Source organism: Arthrobacter burdickii (genome assembly GCF_030433645.1).
Classification (GTDB): domain Bacteria; phylum Actinomycetota; class Actinomycetes; order Actinomycetales; family Micrococcaceae; genus Arthrobacter_D; species Arthrobacter_D burdickii.
Genome location: NZ_JAROCG010000001.1, coordinates 1 through 17,572 on the forward strand (window position 1 = coordinate 1; position 17,572 = coordinate 17,572).

Here is a 17,572-nt window from a genome sequence, read left to right on the forward strand (position 1 = left end):
TTACCGCGCTGCTTCCGTTTCTCCAAATCGGCCGGTTCCCGCTTCCCTCGGCCCCGTTCCAGTCCATGCGGATAGGAGGTGAGCCTTGGTTCTGTGGTTGTCGGCCGATCAAATGTCTTCATCAGCGCGGATATAAACAGTAGCACCGGTCGGTCCTGAATGTAAAACGGCGGTGGACCCCCTCCTGGAAGGGGGTCTACCGCCGGGACTGCCGGCCGCCGATCAGGAGGCGGCGGGCTTCAGGTAGAGCACTCCGAGAGGCGGAACCCGCACGTCGCCGTATGCCGGCTGACCGTTGTGCGCGCCTTCCTGGGCGGTCACGAGGCCGCGGTTGCCGACGCCCGACCCGCCGAACTCCTCGGAGTCGGTGTTCAGGACCTCGGTCCACTCCCCCGCCCAGGGCAGTCCGACCCGGAAGCCCTCGTGCGGGCCACCGGCGAAGTTGGCGATGCACACGAGCGGATTCCCCTGGTGGTCCCAGCGGATGAAGGACAGCGTGTTGTGCTCGCCGTCGTTCTCGTCGATCCACTGGAAGCCGGCCGGCTCGTTGTCCCGCGCGTACAGCGCCGGGGTCTCCTTGTAGATCGTGTTGAGAGTGCGGACGAGTTCCTGGACACCCTTGTGCGACGGGGTGTCGGTGAGCCACCAGTCGAGGCTGTGGTGCTCGGCCCACTCGGATTCCTGGGCGAACTCCGATCCCATGAAGATGAGCTGCTTCCCGGGGTGGGCCCACTGGAACGCGAGGTACGCGCGGACGTTGGCCAGCTGCTGCCACCGGTCGCCCGGCATCTTGCGCAGCAGGGAACCCTTGCCGTGCACGACTTCGTCGTGGCTGATGGGGAGCATGAAGTTCTCGGTGTAGGCGTACACCATGGAGAACGTCGCCTTGCCGTGGTGGTGCACCCGGTTGATCGGGTCCTCCGAGATGTACTGCAGGGTGTCGTGCATCCACCCCATGTTCCACTTGATGCCGAAGCCGAGGCCTCCCGAGCTGGTGGGCCTGGTCACGCCGTCGAACGCCGTCGACTCCTCCGCGACCATCACGATGCCCGGCGCCCTCTTGTAGGCGGTCGCGTTGACCTCCTGCAGGAAGGAGATGGCCTCGAGGTTCTCGCGGCCACCGAACCTGTTCGGGCGCCACTGGCCTTCCTCGCGGGAGTAGTCGAGGTAGAGCATCGACGCGACGGCATCGACGCGCAGCCCGTCGATGTGGAATTCCTCGAGCCAGTAGAGGGCATTGGCGACCAGGAAGTTGCGGACCTCACGGCGGCCGAAGTCGAAGATCAGCGTGCCCCAGTCCTGGTGCTCCCCGAGGAACGGGTCCCCGTGTTCGTACAGGGTGCCGCCGTCGAAGTTGGCCAGCGCCCATGCGTCCTTCGGGAAGTGGGCGGGAACCCAGTCCATGATGACGCCGATGCCGGCCTGGTGCAGCCTGTCGATCAGGTACTTGAAGTCGTCGGGCGAACCGAAGCGCGAGGTCGGCGCGAAGTAGGACGTCACCTGGTAGCCCCACGAGCCGCCGAAGGGATGCTCGGCGACAGGCATGAGCTCGACGTGCGTGAAGCCCTGCCAGGACACATATTCCACGAGCTGCTCGGCGAGTTCCCGGTAGCCCAATCCCTGGCGCCAGGACCCGAGGTGCACTTCGTAGACGCTCATCGGGCCGTTGTGGGGATCGCCGGCGGCACGCGCCTCCATCCACTCGTCGTCGCCGAAGACGTAGGTCGACTCCACGACCTTCGACCCCGTGAGGGGCGGGACCTCGGTGCCTCGCGCCATCGGGTCGGCCTTCTCGCGCCAGTGCCCGTCGTTGCCGAGGATCTCGAACTTGTAGCAGGTGCCCGCCCCTGCCCCGGGGATGAAGATCTCCCAGATGCCGGAGCTGCCGAGGGCGCGCATGGCGTTGACGGTTCCGTCCCAGCCGTTGAAGTCGCCCATGACGCGCACGGCGCGGGCGTTCGGGGCCCAGACCGCGAAAGACACTCCATCGATGTCGCCCAGGACGGACGAGTAGTGGCGGACGTGCGCACCGAGCGCGGTCCACAGTGTCTCGTGCCGGCCCTCACCGATCAGGTGCATGTCGATCTCGCCGAGCGTCGGCAGGAACCGGTACGGGTCGTCGACGACCTCCGGTTCGCCGCCGTAGGCCACCTCGAGCCGGTAGTCGGGCACATGCCCGGGGCTCTCGGCGGGGAGGGCACCGACCCAGATGCCGTTGTGCTCGTGGTGCAGCTCGGTGCGCCCGGAGGCGGTGATGACGGCGACGGACCGGGCCAGGCGGCGCAGTGTCCGGATGGTCACGACGTCGTCGTTGCCGAGGTGCGCGCCCAGCACGGCGTGCGGCTGGTAGTAGCTGCCCTCCGAGACCTGGTGGAGGACGGACGGGTCGACCGGAACGGGGGTCAGGTCCGTCGAGGCGGTGGACGTCTCGGGGTCGTCGTCCTGCCCGGAGGAGGCTACGGCCTCCTTCGCCTTCACGGCCAGTCCTGCCGTCGCGCTCTTCGCCTTGCCGGCCACGGCCTTCGCCGTGCCCGCGACGGCCTTGGCCGCCTTGCCTGTGATGGTTTCTTCGCCTGTGCCCTCGTCCGGGCCGGAGTTCTTCGGGGGGTTCATGTCAGCTGCTTTCGTAGCGTCCGCTCCGGGCTGTGCACCCAGTGCGCGTCGGACATCCCGGACGGGCATCTCTACCCAGTCCGGCCTGTTGCGGATCTCGTAGACGACTTCGTACAGGGCCTTGTCGAGCCAGAGGGCGCGGAACAGCGGACCCGTCGTGTCTACGGGTGCCCCGGCCTCCTCCGCGTACCCCTCGAGGAAGGCATCGCGGGCTGCGTCCGACCACTGTTCGGTCTCGGCAGCCTCGGGGGAACCGACCGGAGCAGCCCCGCGGGAGGCCGCGGCGTACTCCAGTGAGCGGACCATGCCGACGACGTCGCGCAGTGGGACGTCGGGGACGCTCCGCTCCGCGGTGGGCCGGAGGGGCTCCCCCTCGAAGTCGATGATGAGCCATGTGCCGTCGGGGGACTGGAGGACCTGACCCAGGTGGAGGTCGGCGTGGATGCGCTGCAGGGGCGGGATGTCCCCGAGGCTTTCGACGTCGCGGATGATGCGGTCGACCTCGGCGCCCAGGGGCCCGACGGCGTCGCCCGCCTCTTCCCAGGCCCAGCGGATGCGCTGCGCAAGCGCGTCCTTGAACTCCTTCTCCTCGGCGTCACTCGCCGTGCGGCTGCCGAATGCGCCCTCGAGCTGCCGGTGGATCCGGGCGACGGCCTGGCCGAGGCCGCGTGCCTGGGTGGTGAAGTCCGTCGCGGACGACGCCGCCTGGGACGCCGTGCGCCACGCATCGGTGCTTCCCTCGACGAAGTCCCGCAGGACGCTGACGTGGCCCGTCACGTGGTGGCCGGGTTCCCCGTGCGGTTCCTGCCAGGTGCCCGTGATCCATCCGAAGGTGTCCGGGGTGTCGGTGGACCCCTCGGCCGTGAGCCCTGCACTGATGTGCACGTCGGGGCTCTCACCGGCGGCGAGGACGCGGAAGAACTTCACGATCATGGACCCGGGGCCGGTGCCGTACACGACCGAGGTGTTCGACTGCTCACCCTGGAGCACCTTCACGGGCTGCACCGTGCCTGGCTCCTGGTGATCGGGTGCCTTGATGACGACGCCCGAGAGCCTCCCGTCGGGGGTGCTGGCGCCGCGCAGGAGGAAGTCGACCCAGAGACGCACGAAGTCGGCGTCGTGGGTCGCGTCGTAGGCCCACTGCGGACCGAGGTCGGGATGCTCGACCCGGCCGATGAGGCCGGACGCGGCGTCGTCGAGCGGTTCGCTGCGGTAGCTGATCGGCACACTGACGACGTCGGTGCGCCGTCCGGAGTCGACGGCCAGGAAATGCACCTCGAAGCCGGCAGCACCGGCAGGGTCCTCCAGGACCGTCCCGCCGACGACCGTCAGGTCCACCGACGGTTCCTTGGCAGGGAACCACCGCTGGGCTGGAAGCCATTCCGTGAGGATCTCCGGGATGAAGGGGGTGTGGGTCGTCATGATCGGATCGCCTCCGGGAGGGGGATGACCGGCATCGCTTCCGTGTGGGGGGACGACGTGTTGGAACTTGCGGAACGCACGCGCAGCCAGAAGAAGTCGTGGCTGCCGAGCGTCAGCGTGTTCTCGCCGTCCTCGGCGAAGGCCGGGAAGATCGCCCCGCCGAAGAGGTCCCGCAGGCCACGGCCGGCGAATTCCGGGAGGCGCATCTTCACTGCCACGGGGTGCTGCGACAGGTTGAAGATGCACAGGACGGACTCGGCGGGCTCGCCTTCGGCGTTGTCGGCGTCGACCTCGCGGAGGAACGCCAGGACGTGCTCCGAATCGACGGGGACGTTGCGGTAGGTGCCGAGCCCGAACGCCGGGTGGGCCTTGCGCACCGCGAGCATCTGCCGGACCCAGTGCAGGAGCGAACTCGACGTCGCCATCTGCGCTTCGACGTTCACGTGGTTGTAGTGGTACACGAGCGACTGGACGACCGGGAGGTACAGCTTGCCGGGGTCCACCGGGGAGAAGCCCGCGTTGCGGTCCGGGTTCCACTGCATCGGGGTCCGGGACGCGTCACGGTCCTCGAGCCAGATGTTGTCGCCCATACCGATCTCGTCGCCGTAGTAGAGGAACGGACTGCCGGGCAGGGACAGCAGCAGGGCATGGATCAGTTCCACTTCCGCCCGCGAATTGTCGAGCAGTGGGGACAGCCGTCGGCGGATGCCGACGTTCGCGCGCATGCGGGGATCCGGCGCGTACCAGCCGAGCATCGCCTCGCGCTCCTCGCTGGTGACCATCTCGAGTGTGAGCTCGTCGTGATTGCGGAGGAAGGTGCCCCACTGGGCGCCGGCCGGGATGTCGGGGGTCTCCTTCATCGTCTCGATGATGGGCGCAGCCTTCTGGTCGCGCAGCGCGTAGAAGAGCCTCGGCATGATCGGGAAGTGGAAGGACATGTGGCACTCGGGGCTGTCCTCGTCGCCGAAGTACTCGACGACCTCGTCCGGCATCTGGTTCGCCTCAGCGATGATGACCCGGCCCGGGTAGTTCTCGTCCACCATGGCGCGGAGCCGCTTGAGGAACTCGTGCGTCTTCGGCAGGTTCTCGCAGTTGGTGCCCTCCTCCTCGAAAAGGTAGGGGATGGCGTCAGCGCGGAAGCCGTCGATGCCCTGGTCGAGCCAGAACCTCACGACGTCGAAGATGGCCTCCTGCACCTTGGGGTTCTCGAAGTTGAGGTCCGGCTGGTGGCTGAAGAACCGGTGCCAGAAGAACTGGCGGCGCACCGGGTCGAACGTCCAGTTCGATTCCTCGGTGTCCACGAAGATGATGCGCGCGTCCTGGTACTTCTCGTCCGTGTCGCTCCAGACGTAGAAGTCCCCGTACGGGCCTTCGGGGTCCCTGCGGGACTCCTGGAACCAGTGGTGCTGCTCCGAGGTGTGGTTGAAGGGCAGGTCGATGATGACCCGCACGCCGCGCGCGTGGGCCTCGGCGACGAGCCGCTTGAAGTCGCCCAGGGAGCCGAACTCGTCCAGGACGTCGTAGTAGTCCGAGATGTCGTAGCCACCGTCACGCAGCGGGGACTTGAAGAACGGTGGCAGCCACAGGCAGTCGACGCCGAGCCACTGGAGGTAGTCCAGCTTGTCGATCAGGCCCGAGAGGTCGCCGGAGCCGTCCCCGTTCGCGTCGGCGAATCCGCGGACCAGGACCTCGTAGAAGACCGCCTTGCGGTACCAGTGGGGGTCGTGGGCCAGTCCGGGTGCGTTGAGCTGGAAGGGGTTGGGCACTAGCGCTGCCTCCTGATCGAGAGAATGTGGGCGGGCTCCACGTGGGGGTCGAGCCGGACGTAATTATGCTCGCCCCAGGTGAAGGTCTGGCCGGTGATGAGGTCGTCCACCAGGAAGGTACCGTTCTCGTCGAAGTCGGCGGCGTCCAGCCCCAGCTGGCTGAGGTTCAGGGACACCGTGCTCTCCCTCGTGCTGTGCGGATCGACGTTGACGACGACGATGATCGTGTCCTTGCCCTCCGCCGTCTGCTTGTGCTTGGCGAAGACCACGGTGGACGTGTCCGTGCTGCCGTGGACGGTGAGGTTCTCGAGGTCTCCCAGCGCCGGGTGCGCCCTGCGGATCGCGTTCAGCCTGGTGATGAACGGCGTCAAGGAGCGTCCCTCCGCCTCGGCGGCGGCGTAGTCCCGCGGCCGGTACTGGAACTTCTCGTTGTCGATGTACTCCTCGGCACCCGGACGGGCGACGTGCTCGTACAGCTCGTAGCCCGAGTAGACGCCCCACAGCGGACTGGCCATGGAGGCGAGCACCGCCCGGATCTTGAAGGCGGCCGGCCCGCCGTACTGGAGGTACTCGGTGAGGATGTCGGGGGTGTTGACGAAGAAGTTGGGCCGGAAGTAGGCGGGCGAGACCTGGCTGATCTCGGTGAAGTACTCCTCGAGCTCGGTCTTGGTGTTGCGCCACGTGAAGTAGGAGTACGACTGCTGGAACCCGGCCCGGCCGAGCGCATGCATCATCGGCGGCCGGGTGAAGGCCTCGGCGAGGAAGATGACGTCCGGGTGCTTCTTGTTCACGCGGGCGATCAGCCACTCCCAGAACTGCACCGGCTTGGTGTGCGGGTTGTCGACCCGGAAGATCTTCACGCCGTGCTGGATCCACATGAGGACGATCCGGAGGACCTCCTTCGACAGGCCCTTCGGGTCGTTGTCGAAGTTGATCGGGTAGATGTCCTGGTACTTCTTCGGAGGGTTCTCGGCGTAGGCGATGGATCCGTCGACGCGGGTGGTGAACCACTCGGGATGCGAGGTCACCCAGGGGTGGTCGGGTGAGGCCTGCAGCGCGAGGTCGAGGGCGACCTCGAGGTTCAGCTCGTTGGCTCGGGCCACGAAGGCGTCGAAATCCTCGAAGGTCCCCAGGTCCGGGTGGATGGCGTCATGGCCTCCGGCCTCGGAGCCGATGGCCCAGGGCGATCCGGGATCGCCGGGGCCCGCGGTCAGGGTGTTGTTCGGCCCCTTGCGGTGCGTCCGCCCGATGGGGTGGATCGGGGGGAGGTACACGACGTCGAAGTTCATGGCCGCGACCGCGTCGAGGCGTTTGGTGGCCTCGCGGAAGGTGCCGGACGTCCACTCGGCCGTCTCGGGGTTGTAGGTGGCTCCCTCGGATCGGGGGAAGAACTCGTACCAGGCGGCACGGCCGGCCAGTTCGCGCTCCACGTTGATCGGGTAGGCCTGCGACGCGGTGACCAGCGACCGGATGGGCTGCCGTGCGATCGCCTCGTGGATCTGCAGGGACAACCCGGCGGCGAGGCGCGCCTCGACGCTCTGGGACGTGTCCGCGAGGGCGTCCGCGGCACGGCGGAAGAGTGCGGCGTCGCGTGCCGAGCGCTCCCCGGCCGCCCGCGTGAAGAGGGCAGCTCCCTCTGCCAGCATCAACTCGACGTCGACCCCTGCGGCGATCTTGATCGTCGCATCGTGCTCCCAGGTGCCGAAGAGGTCGGACCAACCCTCGATGGTGAAGGTGTGCAGCCCCTTGGCACGCGGCGTCAGGATGCCGGCCCAGCGGTCCAGCCCCGATCCCACCGGCGTCATGCGGACGCGCTGCACCTCCTTGCCGCGGGGGTCGTAGAGGACGGCTGACACGCCCAGCTGGTCGTGGCCCTCCCGGAACACGGTTGCGCCCACGGCGATGTCAGAGCCGGGGATCCCCTTGGCAGGAAAGCGGCCGCCCTCGATAACAGGCGTCACGGCCGTGATGGGGATGCGGCCAAAACGGAGTCCCTCGGGATACTGGACATTTCGGTTCTGCTCGGTAGTGGTCGTCACCCGTACGACGTTAGCGAGTAATGGGCCGAAATGCTAAGGGGGCTTTGCGTAACATCATCCAGGGCTTCGTATTACGTAAGCGATTGCGCGGTGCGCCCTCCCGCGCAGCCGGGCAAGTGCGCTAGCGTAACCGGAGTGAAGGCAATCCGCAGATTTACCGTCCGAACCGTCCTCCCCGAGAACATCGCTCCGCTCGGCAAACTGGCGGGAAACCTGCGCTGGTCGTGGCACCTGCCGACCTGGCGTCTCTTCGAGGAGATCGACCGCGCCGCATGGGAGGAGAGCGACCACGACCCCGTGGCCTTCCTCGGCTCCGTCACCCGTGAGAAACTGCACCAGCTCGCCGCCGACGAGAAGCTGGTGCAGCGCATCCAGGAGCTCGGCGCGGACCTCGACGACTACCTGACGGCGCCGCGCTGGTACCAGGGTCTCGGCGACGACGCCCCCCGCAGCATCGCCTACTTCTCCCCCGAGTACGGCATCAGCGCCGTCCTCCCCCAGTACTCCGGCGGCCTGGGCATCCTGGCCGGCGACCACCTGAAGTCCGCCTCCGACCTCGGCGTGCCCCTCATCGGCGTCGGACTGCTCTACCAGGCCGGCTACTTCAAGCAGTCCCTCTCCCGTGATGCCTGGCAGCAGGAGACCTATCCCGTTCTCGACCCGGACGGCCTGCCGCTGACACTGCTCCGCGAGGAGGACGGCTCCGCCGCGAAGGTCGTGCTGCCCCTGCCGAACGGCCGGCAGCTGTCCGCACACATCTGGCGCGCCGACGTCGGCCGCGTCCCCCTGCTGCTCCTCGACTCCAACGTCTCCGAGAACGACGAGGCGGCCCGCAACGTCACCGACCGCCTCTACGGCGGCGGTGGGGACCAGCGCCTGCAGCAGGAACTCCTCCTCGGTATGGGCGGCGTCAAGGCACTCCGCATCTTCCAGCGGCTCACCGGCACACCCGCTCCCGAGGTGTTCCACACCAACGAGGGCCACGCAGGTTTCCTCGGCATCGAGCGCATCCGCGAACTGATGGACCCCTCGAACGAGTCACCGATGAGCTGGGAGGAGGCGCTGGCGGCAGGCCGCGCGTCGACGGTGTTCACCACGCACACGCCGGTCCCGGCAGGCATCGACCGCTTCGACCGGTCCCAGATCGAGCACTTCTTCCACGCCGGCCTGGCGCCGTCCGTGCCCACGGACCGCGTCCTGGCCCTCGGTGCCGAGAACTACGCCGACGGCGATCCGTCGAAGTTCAACATGGCCGTGATGGGCCTGCGCCTGGCACAGCGCGCCAACGGCGTGGCGAAGCTGCACGGCGAGGTCTCGCGGGGCATGTTCTCCGGTCTCTGGCCGGGGTTCGACACGCGCGAGGTCCCCATCACCTCCGTCACCAACGGCGTGCACGTCCCGAGCTGGGTCGACCCGCAGATCGCCGACTTCGCCCGCGCCAACTTCGGCGCCGAATCGATCCTCGATCCGCAGTGGAACAAGGTCTACGACGTCCCCGACAAGGACATCTGGGCCCTGCGCCGCAGCCTGCGCTCCAACCTGGTCGACGACGTGCGCCAGCGCCTGCGTTCCTCCTGGAAGAAGCGCGGCGCCGCCGACGCCGAACTGGCCTGGACGGACTCGGTGCTCGACCCGGACGTCCTCACCATCGGCTTCGCCCGCCGCGTCCCGACCTACAAGCGGCTGACGCTGATGCTGCGCAACCCGGCCCGCCTCAAGGCGCTGCTCCTGCACCCGGAGCACCCGATCCAGCTCGTGATCGCCGGCAAGTCGCACCCCGCGGATGAGCAGGGCAAGCGCATGATCCAGGACCTCGTCCGCTTCACGGACGACCCGGAGGTGCGCCACCGCATCGTCTTCCTGCCCAACTACGACATCGCCATGGCCCGCACGCTCTTCCCCGGCTGCGACGTCTGGCTGAACAATCCGCTGCGCCCGCTCGAGGCGTGCGGCACGTCCGGGATGAAGGCCGCCATCAACGGCGGCCTGAACCTGTCCGTCCTCGACGGCTGGTGGGACGAGATGTACGACGGCGACAACGGCTGGGCGATCCCGACCGCCAACAACGGCGCCTCGGCCGACGAGCGCGATGACATCGAGGCGGCGGCGCTGTACGACCTCCTCGAGACCCAGGTGGGCCCGCGCTTCTACTCGCTGGTGCCCGCGGAGGGAGCAGGAGCCGCCGGCCCGTCGGAGCCCTCCCGCGACGGGGTCCCGCACCAGTGGATCGCCATGATCAAGCACACGATGGCGACCCTCGGCCCCGCCGTGTCGGCGGAGCGCATGCTGCAGGACTACGTCGAGAAGCTGTACCGCCCGGCCTGGCGCTCCGGACAGGCCGCCACAGCCGACTCCTTCGCCCTCGCGAAGAGGACGGCCGCCTGGCGCTCACGCGTCCAGGGCAGCTGGCCCGCCGTCCAGGTGGAACACGTCGATTCCACGGGCGTCTCGGAGGACCCGCAGATCGGCGACTCGCTCACGGTCAATGCCTACGTGGCGCTCGGCGGGCTGAATCCCGACGACGTCGCGGTCGAGGTGGCCTACGGCCGGGCCCTCGACAGCGACGAGCTGAGCGACGTGACGGTCGAGGACCTGGACGTCGCCGAGAACCTCGGGAGCGGGCGCTACCTCTTCACAGGCGGAATCCGCATCGACCACTCCGGGTCCTTCGGGTACACGGTGCGCGTGCTCCCGAAGCATTCGACCCTCGCGACGAAGGCCGAGCTCGGGCTCGTCGTCAACGCCTGACCGTCCCCGCCCCCGACGGGGCGGTCGACACGAACGAAGCCCGGGACCGTGCGGTCCCGGGCTTCGTTCGTACTGGCTGCGGGCGGGTCAGCAGCGGTAGATACGCACCGAGATACCCGCCACGGTGTCGGCGTCGCCCGACCGCAGCTGGGCACCCGACGGCTCGCGACCGGCCGAGTCGAAGGTCTGGCTGAACCAGCGTGGCTGCTCCCCCTCGACGCCCTGCCCCTGCAGGATCCAGGCCGACGGGAGATGGATGCGCGTCTCACGGGGGGAGCCGTTGATCACGACGAGTCCGTTGATCGTCCCGCCCGTGGAGCCGAGGAGCAGCTGGACCGTCCGCGTCCCTGGGTCGTTCCACTCGTGGGCCGTCATCGGGAGTCCGGCGGCATTGAACCAGAGCAGCATCGACTGCTCTCCGCGGGACGGGAACGTGGAGGGTTGCCTCGCCAGGAAGTCCCGGCGGATGGACAGCAGCGTGCGCGTCGCGTCCAGCATGCGCCGGGAGGACGCATCATCGGGCCAGTGCATCCAGCCGAGTTCGTTGTCCTGGCAGTACACGTTGTTGTTGCCGTGCTGCGTCCTGCCGAACTCGTCCCCGGCCGTGATCATCGGAACACCGAGCGAGATCAAAAGCGATGCCATGAGGTTGCGGGCGCTCTTCTCGCGCGCCGCGAGGATGACCTCGTCCTCAGTGCGCCCCTCGGCGCCGTGGTTGTAGCTGTGGTTGTCGTTGGAGCCGTCGCGGTTGCCCTCGCCGTTGGCTTCATTGTGTTTCCGCTCGTACGCCGTGAGGTCGGCGAGCGTGAATCCGTCGTGGGCCGTGACCAGGTTGATCGAGGCCAGCGGGCTCCGTCCGGACGCCGCGAACGTCTCGGCCGACCCGGCGAGGCTGCCGGCCAGCCGCGCAGGCGAGGACCCCGTGCCGCCGGCCGCGATCGACTCCACGTCCCGCAGCCAGAAATCGCGGACCGTGTCCCGGAAGCCGTCGTTCCAGTCCGCCCAGCCGACCGGGAACCGCCCTGTCTGCCAGCCATCGGGCCCGAGATCCCAGGGCTCCGCGATGAGCTTGGTCCCGCGCAGCGCCTTGGAGGCGCCGGCTGCCACGAGGAAGGGGTGCCGCGGCGTGAAGGCGTTGTGCTCGTCCCGTGCGAGGGTGACCGCGAGGTCGAAGCGGAACCCGTCGATCTGGCATTCCTCGACCCAGTAGCGCAGCGAATCAAGCGCGAATTCCACGACCCGTGGCTGCGAGAAGTCCAGGCTGTTGCCGCAGCCGGTGGTGTCGATGTACCGGCCCGCGGCGTCGTGCCGGTAGTAGTCCCTGTCCCCCAGACCCCTCCAGCACAGGGCAGGACGGTACTGCGGGCCCTCCCCGGTGTGGTTGTACACGACGTCGAGGAGAACCTCGAGGCCCGCTTCGTGGAGTGCGCGGACCATGCCCTTGAACTCGTCGAGCACTGCTGCCGGTCCTGCCGCCTGTGCTGCCGCGGTGGCGTAGCCGGTGTGCGCGGAGAAGAACCCGAGGGTGTTGTAGCCCCAGTAGTTGCTGAGTCCGAGTGGCTCGAGGTGCGGCTCGTCGATGGAGAAGTGGATGGGCAGGAGTTCGACGGCGGTGATCCCGAGCTCCCGGAGGTACGCGATCATGGCCGGGTGCCCCAGTCCGGCGTAGGTGCCCCGGAGGTCTTCCGGCACGTCGGGATGGAGCTTCGTCAGGCCCTTGACGTGGGCCTCGTAGATGACGGTGTCGCGCCAGGGCGTGAACGGGCGCTCGCTCTTCCCCCAGTCGAACACGTGCTGGAGGAAGACGGAGTAGTAGGCGCGCGACGGCGGCTCGTCGGTCCCGGAGGCAGTGTGTATGGTCTCCACTGCGCGCGCGTACGGGTCCAGGAGCAGTTGTGCCTCTCCGACCGTGCCCGGGAGTTCCTTGCCCGTCGGCCAGAACGCATAGAGGGCGCCCGGGGCGACCGGCCCCACGACGCCGTGGTGCACGCCGCCGTCGAGCCCTACGAGCGTCTCGAAGGTCCACGAACCGTCGGCCCGCTGCCAGTGGACGTCCATGGAGTCGATTGCTGGAGCCCAGACGGCAGCGTTGGCGTGCGCGTCCCGGATCCAGGTCCCCCTCGTGGCGTGGAGCCCGAGCGGGAACTCGCGGGAGTCGGGCGGCAGCGCCTGTGCGGGTTGCGTCACGCCGACCGCTGGCGCGACACCTCGTACAGCGTGATTCCCACCGCCATCGACGCGTTGAGCGACTCCATGGCGGAGTCGATGGGGATGGAGACTATCTGGTCGCAGTTCTCGCGCACGAGCCGGGAGAGACCCTTGCCCTCCGAGCCGACGACGATGCAGATCGGGTCGCGCCCGAGGGACAGCGCGGGGAGCGAGACGTCGCCGTCGCCGTCGAGCCCGAGGACGAAGATCCCCTTGTCCTTGAAGGACTTCAGCGCCGAGTTGAGGTTGCCGACGCGTGCAACGGGGACACGGACGGCCGCACCGGCGCTGGTCTTCCAGGCCGACGCCGTCACTCCGACCGAGCGGCGCTCCGGCACGATGACGCCGTGGCTGCTGAACGCGGACGCCGAGCGGATGATGGCTCCGAGGTTGCGGGGGTCGGTGATGCCGTCGAGGGCCACGAAGAGCGGCGCGTTCCCGATGTGTCCCCGCTTGTACCGATCGATCGTCTCGTCGACGAGGTCCAGCGCGTCGGCGTACTCGTAGGGCGGGATCTGCAGCATGAGGCCCTGGTGCACGGCGCCGTCCGTCATGCGATCGAGTTCCGGCTTGCCGGTCTCCATCACGGGGATGCCGCGCTCGGCGGCCATCTTCAGCGACTCGCGCACGCGGTCGTCCATCTCGATGCGGATGGCGACGTGGAGGGCCTTGGCCGGGATGCCCGCGCGGAGAGCCTCGACGACGGAGTTGCGCCCGGTGACGACTTCTTCGGCGGCCTTGCCCTTGGTGCGGCCCGTTCCGGCGCTCTTGCCGCCGGCACGCTTGGCAGCCGAGCGCTCCGACAGCTCCTTGTTCTTGAACGCCTTGTGGTACGGGCGGTCCTCCGCCTTGGGAGTGGGGCCCTTGCCCTCGAGCGACTTGCGTCCGTGTCCGCCGGTGCCGATGGTGGGGCCCTTTTTCGTTTTGCGAACCGCGCCTGGACGTCCGTGACTGGCCATGGAAGAACACCTTTATATAGAAGAAGAATCTCCCCCAGTTTACGCGGAGCCGATGCCGTATACCGGCACCGGCCGGAATACGGGCGCCACGGGCGGACGGACCCGGGCCCGCGCCCGGCGTGCTAGTCCCCGGAGAGTGCCCAGCGCGCGCCCTCCGCGGAGTCCTCGATGGTGATTCCGGCGGCCGCCAGGGCGTCGCGGATAGCATCCGCCCTCGCCCAGTCCCGGGCGCTCCGGGCCTCGCTGCGTTCGGCCAGCCGGTCTCCGATGAGCGCGTCGAGCGCCCTACCGACTCCCCCTTCCGCCCCGGTCCCCGTGACCGCCGGGTCCCCGGCGTCGTCGAGCCCGAGGACAGCGGTCATCGCGAGGACGGCGGCGAGGCTGCTGCGGACGGCGTCGTCGTCCCCCGCCGCGAGGGCCGTGTTGCCGCTGCGCACCGTGGTGTGGAGCACGGCGAGGGCCTGCGGCACGTTGAGGTCGTCATCCATCGCCTCGGCGAAGGCCTGCGGCAGGTCGGCTGCGCCAGCCGGTCCGGGTGCCGGGGAAAGTCCCGCGAGACGGGCGGAGGCCTTGGCGATGAATCCGTCGATCCGGGACACGGCAGCACCCGCTTCCTGCAGCGACGTCTCCCGGTAGTCGAGCACCGACCGGTAGTGGGCCTGCCCGAGGTAGTAGCGGACCACCCGGGGGCCGGCGGCGTCGACCATCTCCTGCGGGCTGACGGTGTTGCCGATCGACTTCGACATCTTCTCGCCGCCGTACGTCACCATGCCGTTGTGCATCCAGAAGCGCGCGAAGGCGTGTCCAGCAGCCTGGGACTGGGCCATCTCGTTCTCGTGGTGGGGGAACCGCAGGTCCAGACCCCCGCCATGGATGTCGAACTCGGTGCCGAGGTACTTGGTGACCATGCTGGAGCATTCGAGGTGCCAGCCCGGACGCCCGGCGCCCCAGGGGCTGGTCCACGATGCCGTGGCCGGATCCGTGTCCTTCGAGCCCTTCCACAGCGCGAAGTCGCGCGGATCCTTCTTGCCCCGCGGGTCGGCGTCGGGCGCGGCCTGCATGTCGTCGATGTCCTGCCGGGTCAGGCTGCCGTAGGCGGGCCAGGAGCGCACGTCGAAGTAGACGTCCCCGGAGTCGTCCAACGCCGGATACGCATGGCCGCGGTCGATCAGGAGCTGGATGAGTGCGTGCATCTCGGGGATGTGGCCGGTGGCACGGGGCTCGTAGGTGGGCGGACGGACGCCGAGGGCCGTGTAGGCGCGCTGGAACTCCTGCTCGAACCGGTAGGCCAGGGCCCACCACTGCTCCTCCGGCACCACCGACGGATCACGGTCGGCGGCGCCCTCGCGGAACGAGTCGGAGGACTTGGCGAGGATCTTGTCGTCGATGTCCGTCACGTTGCGGACGACGGTGACGCGCAGTCCCCGCGCCTCCAGCCACCGGGTCAGCTGGTCGAAGGCGATCGCGGACCGCACGTGCCCGACGTGCGGCATGCCCTGCACCGTGGCGCCGCAGTAGTAGAGGCTCGCCCTGCCCGGTTCCAGTGGCTCGAAGGGGCGCACCTCGGCGCGGGCGGTGTCATAGAATCGCAGGCTCACCGCTCCAGATTACCCGGCGGGTTCCGTCAGCCTTCCGGACGAACCGCCACCCGGGACGAGGACCGCACGACGACGGCGGTCGCGATCGCTGCGACACCCTCTCCCCGGCCGGTGAGCCCGAGTCCGTCGGTGGTGGTGGCCGAGATGCTGACCGGTGTCTGCGCGGCATCGGACAGGACTGCCTCCGCCTCGGCGCGGCGGGGCGCGAACTTCGGGCGGTTCCCGATGAGCTGGACCGCGATGTTGCCGATGTCGAATCCGGCGTCCCGCACGATCGCGGCGGCCGACGACAGCAGGGTGGAGCCCGAGGCGCCGGCGTACTCGGGTCGCGCGGTGCCGAAGTGCGTGCCGAGGTCCCCCACACCCGCGGCGGAGAACAGCGCGTCGGCTGCCGCATGCGCGACGGCGTCGCCGTCGGAGTGGCCCGACAGCCCGCGCTCGCCCTCCCACAGCAGGCCCGCGAGCCACAGCGGCGCGGGGTCCCCGTCGGATGCGTAGGCATGGACGTCCACACCGATCCCGGTGCGGGGTAGGTGGAGGTGTTCACTGAGGTACACGGCTGCTCCTGCTGGTCGGCGGTGGGAGTGGGGCGTCAGGGTGCCGCGGGCGGCGTGGCGGGGTCCCGGGCTACATCCCGGGCTGTATCCCGGGCTATGTCTCGGGCTATGTCTCGGGCGGCGAACCGGGATGCGTCGCGGGCTGCCGTGCGGCGAGGACCGCCTCGGCGATGACGAGGTCCAGGGGCGTGGTGACCTTGAAGGCGAGGGCGTCCCCCTCCACGACTCGCACCGTGGCGCCCTGGGCCTCCAGGAGCATCGCATCGTCCGTGACACCGGGGTCGGATGCGGTGGCGCTCGCATGGGCTGCCCGCAGCGCGCGGGCGTCGAACCCCTGGGGGGTCTGCACGGCGCGCAGGACGGCACGGTCGGGCGTCGCCGTGACGACGTCGCCCGTCACGACCTTCACCGTGTCCACCACGGGCAGCACCGGGATGACCGCGGGCGACCCTGCACGGACGGCGGCGGCGACCCGATGGAAGACCGCGGGCGGGGTGAGCGCACGGGCGGCGTCGTGGACCAGGACGACGCCGGCTGACGAAGGCAGCGCATCGAGGCCCGCACGCACGGAGGCGGCCCGTGTTGCCCCACCGGCCACCGCCGTGATCCGCACCGTCCTATCGCCTGCGGTGCGCCGCCCCGCCTGGTCGACGACAGCGGATAGGACGGCGTCGCCTGCGGGAACGACCACGACGACGGACGCCGCGACGCCCGACGCGACGACGGACTCCAGCGAATGCTCGAGGAGGGTCCGCCCACCGCACAGCACGCGCGCCTTCGGGATGCCCTGCCCGAGCCGCTGTCCGGACCCGGCGGCGACCAGGACGACGCCGACCTCGGCTCGGACGGACTGTGAATTCTTCTCGGACACTCCGTCACCCTATGACAGGGCAACAAAAAAGAGGGACCCGGGGGTCCCTCTTTCGCGTCGAGCCCGTCTCCTAGGAGGCGAGGACCTCGTCGAGAACGCTTGCGGCCTTCTCTTCGTCGGTCTTCTCCGCCAGGGCGAGCTCGGAGATCAGGATCTGCCGCGCTTTCGCGAGCATCCTCTTCTCACCGGCCGACAGGCCGCGGTCGTGGTCGCGGCGCCAGAGGTCGCGGACTACTTCTGCAACCTTGATGACATCGCCCGAGGCGAGCTTCTCGAGGTTCGCCTTGTAGCGGCGCGACCAGTTCGTGGGCTCTTCCGTGAATTCGGCCCGCAGGACGTCGAACACATGCTCGAGGCCCTCCTTGCCGACTACGTCACGAACCCCTACGAGGTCAACGTTCTCTGCTGGTACTTCTATCGTCAGATCACCCTGTGCCACCTTGAGCTTGAGATACATCTTCTCTTCGCCCTTGATGACGCGCATCTTGATCTCTTCGATCTTCGCTGCGCCGTGGTGAGGGTAAACAACTGTTTCGCCGACCTCAAAAACCATGTGGACTTTCCCCTTTCCCGTCAATCAGTTTATCACGGCAACGACACGCCCGACGATGCGTTTTCGCAGGTCAGAGGGCCGAATCAAGCTCAATTGGCTATCATTCGCCTCTTGACGGGGAGAGCTTTTGGTGATCCGAGTGCTCCCGGGCCGACGAAACCAACACCACGATTCCGCGGCATTGCCGATAGTCTGTTGGGTAGGTCCGCACCGGATCACACCCTTGTCCCGCCTGTTG

10 protein-coding genes are annotated in these 17,572 nt (G+C 68.6%); 1 reads left to right on the plus strand and 9 read right to left on the minus strand.

The features are described from left to right. Positions 1–222: 222 nt before the first annotated feature. From glgB to P5G52_RS00015, 3 genes are read right to left on the minus strand one after another with little or no spacing between them, the layout of a single operon-like run. On the minus strand, positions 223–4,035 hold the full coding sequence (glgB, locus tag P5G52_RS00005; protein WP_301223954.1) for a 1,4-alpha-glucan branching protein GlgB: 3,813 nt from the start codon (positions 4,033–4,035) through the stop codon (positions 223–225). Then, entirely contained in the window at positions 4,032–5,801 is a 1,770-nt protein-coding gene (treS, locus tag P5G52_RS00010; protein WP_301223955.1) for a maltose alpha-D-glucosyltransferase, read from the minus strand. Before treS ends, glgB begins: the two co-directional genes overlap by 4 nt. Further along, positions 5,801–7,840: an alpha-1,4-glucan--maltose-1-phosphate maltosyltransferase gene (locus P5G52_RS00015; RefSeq protein WP_301223956.1), complete on the minus strand. Its 2,040-nt coding sequence runs from the start codon at positions 7,838–7,840 to the stop codon at positions 5,801–5,803. Before P5G52_RS00015 ends, treS begins: the two co-directional genes overlap by 1 nt. 135 nt (positions 7,841–7,975) lie before the next feature. Between P5G52_RS00015 and glgP the strand changes: the two genes are divergently transcribed. Then, positions 7,976–10,588, plus strand: coding sequence for an alpha-glucan family phosphorylase (gene glgP, locus P5G52_RS00020; RefSeq protein ID WP_301223957.1), 2,613 nt, complete (start codon positions 7,976–7,978; stop codon positions 10,586–10,588). An 87-nt stretch (positions 10,589–10,675) separates the two neighbouring features. Here the strand turns inward: glgP and glgX are convergent, their stop codons facing one another. The 6 genes from glgX to P5G52_RS00050 all read right to left on the minus strand — a co-directional run bounded on the left by glgX (position 10,676) and on the right by P5G52_RS00050 (position 17,334). Next, positions 10,676–12,775: a glycogen debranching protein GlgX gene (glgX, locus tag P5G52_RS00025; RefSeq protein WP_301223958.1), complete on the minus strand. Its 2,100-nt coding sequence runs from the start codon at positions 12,773–12,775 to the stop codon at positions 10,676–10,678. After that, complete coding sequence (gene rlmB, locus P5G52_RS00030) at positions 12,772–13,755, minus strand: 23S rRNA (guanosine(2251)-2'-O)-methyltransferase RlmB (RefSeq protein WP_301223959.1); 984 nt, start codon at positions 13,753–13,755, stop codon at positions 12,772–12,774. Before rlmB ends, glgX begins: the two co-directional genes overlap by 4 nt. A 122-nt stretch (positions 13,756–13,877) precedes the next feature. Continuing rightward, positions 13,878–15,353, minus strand: coding sequence for a cysteine--tRNA ligase (gene cysS, locus P5G52_RS00035; RefSeq protein ID WP_301223960.1), 1,476 nt, complete (start codon positions 15,351–15,353; stop codon positions 13,878–13,880). A 26-nt stretch (positions 15,354–15,379) separates the two neighbouring features. After that, entirely contained in the window at positions 15,380–15,910 is a 531-nt protein-coding gene (ispF, locus tag P5G52_RS00040; protein ID WP_301223961.1) for a 2-C-methyl-D-erythritol 2,4-cyclodiphosphate synthase, read from the minus strand. 106 nt (positions 15,911–16,016) lie between these two features. Then, on the minus strand, positions 16,017–16,781 hold the full coding sequence (ispD, locus tag P5G52_RS00045; protein ID WP_301223962.1) for a 2-C-methyl-D-erythritol 4-phosphate cytidylyltransferase: 765 nt from the start codon (positions 16,779–16,781) through the stop codon (positions 16,017–16,019). Positions 16,782–16,851: 70 nt separating this feature from the next. After that, entirely contained in the window at positions 16,852–17,334 is a 483-nt protein-coding gene (locus P5G52_RS00050; RefSeq protein WP_028280415.1) for a CarD family transcriptional regulator, read from the minus strand. Between the last annotated feature and the right edge of the window lie 238 nt (positions 17,335–17,572).

Excerpts from the sequence above, each read along its gene's own strand:
- P5G52_RS00050 (WP_028280415.1), bottom strand. The coding sequence starts at position 17,334 with ATGGTTTTTGAGGTCGGCGAAACAGTTGTTTACCCTCACCACGGCGCA.
- rlmB (WP_301223959.1), bottom strand. The coding sequence starts at position 13,755 with ATGGCCAGTCACGGACGTCCAGGCGCGGTTCGCAAAACGAAAAAGGGC.
- glgB (WP_301223954.1), bottom strand. The coding sequence starts at position 4,035 with ATGACGACCCACACCCCCTTCATCCCGGAGATCCTCACGGAATGGCTT.